The 6448-nt window shown below is 57.5% G+C and carries 5 protein-coding genes and 1 pseudogene; 1 reads left to right on the forward strand and 5 read right to left on the reverse strand.

The window, feature by feature from the left end; translation table 11 throughout:
• Window positions 1-8 precede the first annotated feature (8 nt).
• From D1Y85_RS25150 to D1Y85_RS25170, 5 genes are all read right to left on the reverse strand, one after another.
• On the reverse strand, window positions 9-1070 hold the full coding sequence (locus tag D1Y85_RS25150) for a fimbrial protein (protein WP_124153791.1): 1062 nt from the start codon (window positions 1068-1070) through the stop codon (window positions 9-11).
• Between the two features lie 29 nt (window positions 1071-1099).
• The gene (locus D1Y85_RS25155) at window positions 1100-1381 is read right to left on the reverse strand and encodes a hypothetical protein (RefSeq protein WP_124153792.1); all 282 of its coding nucleotides are present in this window, start codon (window positions 1379-1381) and stop codon (window positions 1100-1102) included.
• A 61-nt stretch (window positions 1382-1442) separates the two neighbouring features.
• Entirely contained in the window at window positions 1443-4019 is a 2577-nt protein-coding gene (locus tag D1Y85_RS25160; RefSeq protein ID WP_185219126.1) for a fimbria/pilus outer membrane usher protein, read from the reverse strand.
• A 165-nt stretch (window positions 4020-4184) separates the two neighbouring features.
• The gene (locus D1Y85_RS25165; protein WP_124153794.1) at window positions 4185-4937 is read right to left on the reverse strand and encodes a fimbria/pilus periplasmic chaperone; all 753 of its coding nucleotides are present in this window, start codon (window positions 4935-4937) and stop codon (window positions 4185-4187) included.
• A gap of 83 nt (window positions 4938-5020) precedes the next feature.
• Window positions 5021-5566, reverse strand: a complete 546-nt coding sequence (locus tag D1Y85_RS25170) for a fimbrial protein (RefSeq protein ID WP_124153795.1) — start codon at window positions 5564-5566, stop codon at window positions 5021-5023.
• Between the two features lie 524 nt (window positions 5567-6090).
• Here D1Y85_RS25170 and D1Y85_RS25175 point away from each other — a divergent pair.
• Window positions 6091-6339 (forward strand): annotated as a pseudogene (locus D1Y85_RS25175) (transposase); the annotation flags it as partial.
• Window positions 6340-6448: the final 109 nt, after the last annotated feature.

The following is a 6448-nucleotide window of genomic DNA, read 5'->3' on the forward strand; positions in this document are numbered from 1 at the left end:
CCGCAATCCTATTGGTACGACATCGTGAATGTGGCGATCCCATCCGCCACGCCTGGTGTGACGGTTGAACCTGTCTGCACATAACGACCGGCGAAGGCAAGATTCTGCGATGCATTGCTGACCGTACCCAGCATGATCTGTCCGGGATTGCCTGCGACCGAAGCATCGGCGCCGTATTGCACGGGCGAACCCGAATTCATGATTTGAATGCCTACACCTGTCGCAGTCGAGTCGCCGGTCAACGACAAGTTCGAAGTCGTGTTCCCGGGATTGGTAATATCCGTAAACGTAACGCCGACGTTCGTCGTTACGCCCGAGCAATCCAGACCAATCTGGAATGGAACCGGGCTCGAAGCCGAACCCACACTGGTAAATGTCTTCAAAGGCACGGTACCGAGCGAAACCAACACTGACGGCGTCGTAACGGTGCAGGTCTGTCCTATCACCTGCACGGGGCTCGCGATACTGACCGACGCCAAGGGGAGGCCACCGATCGTAGCCGAAAAAATCTCTCCGGCCGGAAACACTTGCATACCGGTGACCGGCCCCGTCTTGATCAGTTTCACCGTAATCGCATTTGAGAGAATCAGCACGCAATAAGTGACATTGGTGCCGCAATTGCTCCACGCCGACGCGGCCAATGTCGTCGTCCCTGTATTTAATACCGTACCCGTGCTTCCAGAAATGCTAAAACCAATACCGCTGAGCGATGTTGGCATTACCCCGTTGGCCGATGCGCCACCAATCAGATTCGAATAGATAAGGTTCGCGCTTGTGCTGCAATAGACCCCGTAAAGATTTTGCATGCCTTGGGTCACGTTAGTTGCGTTGGTCGTACCAGGGCCATTCGTAAACGCGACCGTCCCTTGCGCCAGGATTGTTCCTGCCGGAGCATCACGCGGAATCGTTACCGTGGCCGGTAACGTAATGGTCACGTCCTCCGGGCCGAGACTGCCCTGGTAACAGGTTTGCGCGTGCGCACGTGTTGACCCTATTGTCGTAATCACGACCACCAGGAGCGTGAGCAGCCAAAACACTGGCCGCGAGCAAAAATTCGTGGGAATTCGCATGATGAGTTTCAGCTTGTTATCTCGCGGCTTTACAGCAGAGCCTTCGATCTAGACGTGAATTTTCCCGAATCCGGGGATGGCGGGTTGCCCGTCTCGGTGCTGTTTTGCGACGGTTGCACTGCGGTGCCTCCGCTACCCGATGCCACGTTGTTTCGCGCTTGCCATGCCGGCATGTTGTTGCCTTGGGCCTGTCCCGGTCCGGCCATGCGCCCAGCCAGAGTCGCCGCACTTGCCACCGGCGCCTGCAACGCAAAGAAACAAGCGCTGAAACTCAAAACTGCCAGCATTCGATAACGGTTCTTCAATTTCATTGCCATACTCCAATCGTGAGGATTTGTCTTCGCGACATCACCGCTTCCCGCCCGCCACCGCTCATGGCGCCACGCCCTGTGCATGAGGATCAGCCATTTCAGGGTGTTGTATATCGCTCAACGTGGCCGCCGAAGGGCCACACGACACGCTAACTTCCTCATAAGGCTTCTTCCTGTCCGCGTTCTTGTCCAGCACGTAGCGGTAGCTGCACACATCTCCAGGTTCGGCGCCCCAACGCACGCTGTATTCACCGCCATCCTGCAGACCGCGCAGGAACGCGTGCCCACCTTGCCCGATCGTTCCTATGATCGTTCCGGCCTTGTCGGACACATCGGCCCCGAACGGTGCGAGCGTTCCATCCTTGCGGCGTACCGTAAGGAGTACCGAACTGCCCACTTTCGTGCCGAAACGAATCATGGCTACTGCGTTCTGGCGCGGCGCCACCTGCATACTCGTTTCGCTGAATTCCACATCGAACGGCAACCCCTTCGGGTCGACGTTGACCTGATTCATGTGATACGGATTCAGGAACGGGAGGATGGCATAACCATGGTTATCGACCTTCACACCAGGCCAGTTTTCGATGGACGCGCCTTGCGCGCCCTTCGCCTCGACGACGCCGATCGTGTCGCTCAGGCTGTTTGCCAGCGACATCCCACCCGGATGCACGACCACGCCGCCTGACAATCCCGCGCCAACCTGCGTGTAACGCGTACCTGTACTTGCGCTGGCCGTAAGCGTCGAATTAACACCGCGGTACTGAATATTTCCGCCACCGGAATCGACGCCGGACATATGGCTCGCCGTTACGCCATACGCGAACTGGTTGTGCTCGCCCGCGGTTCCCGTGAGCATGGCCTGATCGCTCGCGCCGCTCTGGCTCGACTGGCCGATGTTGAGCGAAAGCACAGGCGAATGCGTGCTGCGCCCCAGCGGCAACGTGACAGTGCCAAGCGCCTGCGTGACTATGCGCCCCGTCGTCGCATCGCGTTGCCGCGCGAATGACAGGTTATAGCCAACGTTATAACTACCCAGGCGCAGAGAATTGTTGTAACCCACCTGCACTTGCGTATCGGTGCCGCTACGGTTCCAGTAGTTCTGCGTTGAACCGACGACGTACACATTGCCCCAGGTCGTACCCAGCGACTGATTGAGCGTCACCTGAAGTTGATTGCGCTGGCGGTAAAACGTATCGCCGATGGGGCCGTACCCAATCGCCTGCCGTGCGAGAAGCGCATCTCGCATTGTCCAGAAACCGCTCGACGAATAGCGGTACGCCGCGACTGCAATGTCGGTACCGGTCGCCGGCAGCATCCGGCTATAACTGATCCGCAGACTCTGGCCACGCGTATTCGTTACGCCCGGAATCGTCGCATTGGCATACGTGAGATCGAGGGCGAGCGCGCCCACCGGCGTATTGAAAGCCGCGCCGACGAGGCCCGCCGTGTAACCGCGCGCCGCATTGACGCCGGCGTAGCCAGTCAACAGGTTATTGATGCCTCGTTGATACGTTGCCTGAAAGAAGTTGGGGTGATCATTGAGCTGAACATCGCGCACCTGGCCCACGACAAAATGGAATCGTGAAATGCCCGGCCGGAGCAACTGCACCACCGATGAATACGGCACCGTGAAGCTATGCTGGCTACCGTCGGCCTCCGTCACCGTGACGACGAGATTACCGCCGTAACCAACCGCATAAACATCGTCAATGCTGAACGCCCCCGGCGCAACGTTGGTTTCGTAAATCCGGTTGCCGTTCTGTGTGACGGTCACGCGTGCATTTGTCATCGCGATGCCGCGAATGACAGGCGCATAGCCGCGCATCGAATCGGGCAACATTTGATCGTTTGTACCGATCTGTATGCCCCGAACACCGATACTGTCAAACATGGCGCCATCAGTGAACGAGTCACCGATCGTCAACTGGCTCCGCAGCGATGGGAGATCGCGCTGAACGTAGGTCGAGATGTCCTGATAGTGCGTACCGGCGCCCGTTCCCGAGGTAAAGGCACCGTTACTGCGGAAGTGCCAGTCGCCGACGTTGATGCCACTAGTCAGGCCCAGATAGCTCTGGTCGTACCGGGAGCCGCTCCCCTCCGAATGGAACGTGTTGAAGTTATACGCGAGCGTCGCAGACGTGACGCCGGAATCCCAAAGTTCGGGACTCACGTAACCCGAGGGATTACGTGCGAGGGCGATCTGGGGAATACTCAGGTCGAGCCGGAAATCCGAAAGATCGAACGAACTGGTGGCATCCGGTACAAGTTTGTCAAGCGCGATGCACTCGCCAGCATCGAGCGCCGCGAGCGCATCATGCTGCTCCTCTCCGAATGCGGCCATGTTGAGCCCGATGCGCGAGATCAGTGCGCGGTCGAAGCACGGCGTTGCATTGGCGCCTGGCTGCTGCGCGACGAACTGAACATTCAGGTGTCCAATCCAGTCGCCATTGCGGTACATTTCGACGTTATAACGCCCTGGCATCACTACCTCGCCACGGCCGAAACGCGAAACGTCGATGCTTCCACCCTTGGGCTTCATCAGCATCAGGTCGTCGAACTGCACCTGCGAAACCATGACGTCAGCCCAAGCCGAGTGCGAGGCGCTAGCCGCAATGGCCATCATGATGGCCGCGCTCATCCGCGTACGCGGAAATAGCGCTGAATTGGAGGATGACATATGAATCGTTTTATTGGTGTTTTTGTCTGCCGCACGGGGTTCAAGCCTGTCAGGCATGACCGGGGCTTCAAAACCCGTTCATGCCGCAGCGCTTGCGAACCGCGATCGAATTCCTGGCGAGTGCGTTCAGTTCGTTTTTTCCCGCCACGATCCTTCTACGCCGGCCCCAAAGTCGTCGATTGACTTGAAATTGACGACGAGCGGCCCAGACGGCTTTGCCCCCAAATTGCCCATATCGAATTCCGTACTAGCCTGCGGATCGACCATGCCGCCTTTGTCATTCGTGCGCTCCACACCACCCGCCTTCACACTCACGACTGTGAATGTCACGTGGTAAGCCGTAGGATTGGTCGCACGCAACACATAGCGGCCATCGTGCTCGACAAATGCCCATTTCACGGCTCCAGGTGCATCCCTCGGATCACCTGCGAGGCCCGTGGGCCGGAAAAACAGTTTGATGCGCGTCCGCAGCGCGAGACGCAGCACGTTGGGATCGGCATCCTTGCCCGTCGCGCGGGGCGGAACTTCAAGCACGTTCAGCCAGTACAGCGACTCTTTGTCCTTCGCGAGCGGTTCATGCGTGTACATCAGGCGCAGACTCTGGCCTTTGTTCGGATCGAGACGGAACAGCGGCGGCAGAATCGTAAACGGAACAGCGTTTTCGTCGGGCAATGCGTGGGGGTTACCGGCGTCGATCCACGTCTGCACAAGAGCCGGCGACTTTCCGTCGTTGGTCACCCGAACCGTCACCTCGGGATCTTTCTCCTGGTACACCACGCGCGTTCCAGTAATAACCACGCTTGCCGATGCACTCGCCGCAACCAGCCCGCTCATGACCAGAATCGCTGTTGCAGCGGCGACGTTCCTGAAAATCCCCATCACACGTCTTCTCCGTAATATTTGTTAGGTATACCTAAGAAATGGCGCGGACCGCGTCCGCACCACTCTCAACCATTCAGCGCTTACTGATAGGACATCGAATACATCACGCTCGTGTCAACCTGACCTGCGGTCGACGCACCATTCACGGCAACGTACTGCGCGTAGTAGTTCAGCGTTGCAGAACCAGCCGAGATCGAAGCCGATTCCGAGTTTTGCGACGCTTGCGCCTGACCCAGCATGATCTGCGTGGCATCGCTGTTGAGCAGACCCACTTCGACGTTCTGTGCATCACCGTTCGTGTTGTGCAGCTGACCGGTGCTCGAGTTGACCGTCACGCCCGGCTCAAAGTACGTCGAAACCGTGCCCGAATCCGGCGAGCAGTTCGTCAGTGCGATGTTGAACGGCGTACGGCCGGCCGTTGCACCGGCGATGGTGAGCGCGCTCGTCGAAACGGTCGGCAGCATCACGGTGAAGTCCGTGCCTTGACCATCGCCGCTGATCGAGCAAGTCTGGGCAGTAATCGTGCCCTGAATCGTGATCGTTCCATCCGCGGCCCACGAAGCGGCCGGTGCAAGAGCTGCGGCGGCGAAAACCGCACCGATAACGGCGAATTTATTGCTTTTCATATTCCCACTCCTAATAAACTAGCGTTGATATGCGCCCTGTATTGAGGGTGAGCGTATATTCACATAAAGAAATAAAAATTAAAAACGAGATACGATCAAGTATTGTCAATTAGGCACGTTCTCGGCAAAATTCGGACATGTCCATATGAAACTCGGACGCGTCCGAGAATGTGGCCAGGTTAGTCCTCTGCCTAAGAATTTGACTTTGCTTTATAAGCGGCCTGAAATTAACCACAGCAAACAGAATAGTACTGGTTACCCAAGAGTCTTAACTCTCGCGAGCAGTGTCGAACGCTGGGTCGCTGAAACGCTCGAGTAATACGCTCAATACGAAACTGGTGTGATGACCGCTGTCACGTACCATTAAAGAAACTACGCGAGCCAAAGCAATCGTATCCACAGGCGCCAGCGGTGCACCGAATTGGTCGTCGATCGTCGACAGCGTGGCGGCCGGCACCGGCTGGACCGGCCAGCCTTTCGTAGACACCTTTGAGCCATAATTTCTGGCAACCGAAGGGGTCTATATGAGCAGCAAGCGGTACACGGATGAGTTCAAGATTGAAGCAGTCAAGCAGGTGAGCGAGCGCGGTCATTCGGTGGCGGATGTGGCGCAGAGGTCGGGCGTCACGACCCACAGCCTGTATGCCTGGAAGATGAAGTTCGGGAAGCCGGACGTCGTGCAGCAGGCTGAGCTTAACCAGAACGCCGAGATACGGCGGCTGAAGGCAGAACTCAAGCGCGTGACCGAGGAGCGTGACATTCTAAAAAAAGCGGCGGTAGGTTCAATGAGTCGCTGCAACAGCCTCGCGTAGTTTATCGGCCGGAGACATGAAGCCCAATGTCTTTCTGGGCCTTTCATTGAGTCGCGCCGCGATTTTGTTC

It is taken from the genome of Paraburkholderia dinghuensis (genome assembly GCF_003837865.1).
Taxonomy (GTDB): Bacteria; Pseudomonadota; Gammaproteobacteria; order Burkholderiales; family Burkholderiaceae; genus Paraburkholderia; species Paraburkholderia dinghuensis.

Excerpts from the sequence above, each read along its gene's own strand:
- D1Y85_RS25160 (WP_185219126.1), bottom strand. The coding sequence starts at position 4,019 with ATGAGCGCGGCCATCATGATGGCCATTGCGGCTAGCGCCTCGCACTCG.
- D1Y85_RS25170 (WP_124153795.1), bottom strand. The coding sequence starts at position 5,566 with ATGAAAAGCAATAAATTCGCCGTTATCGGTGCGGTTTTCGCCGCCGCA.
- D1Y85_RS25150 (WP_124153791.1), bottom strand. The coding sequence starts at position 1,070 with ATGCGAATTCCCACGAATTTTTGCTCGCGGCCAGTGTTTTGGCTGCTC.
- D1Y85_RS25155 (WP_124153792.1), bottom strand. The coding sequence starts at position 1,381 with ATGAAATTGAAGAACCGTTATCGAATGCTGGCAGTTTTGAGTTTCAGC.
- D1Y85_RS25165 (WP_124153794.1), bottom strand. The coding sequence starts at position 4,937 with ATGGGGATTTTCAGGAACGTCGCCGCTGCAACAGCGATTCTGGTCATG.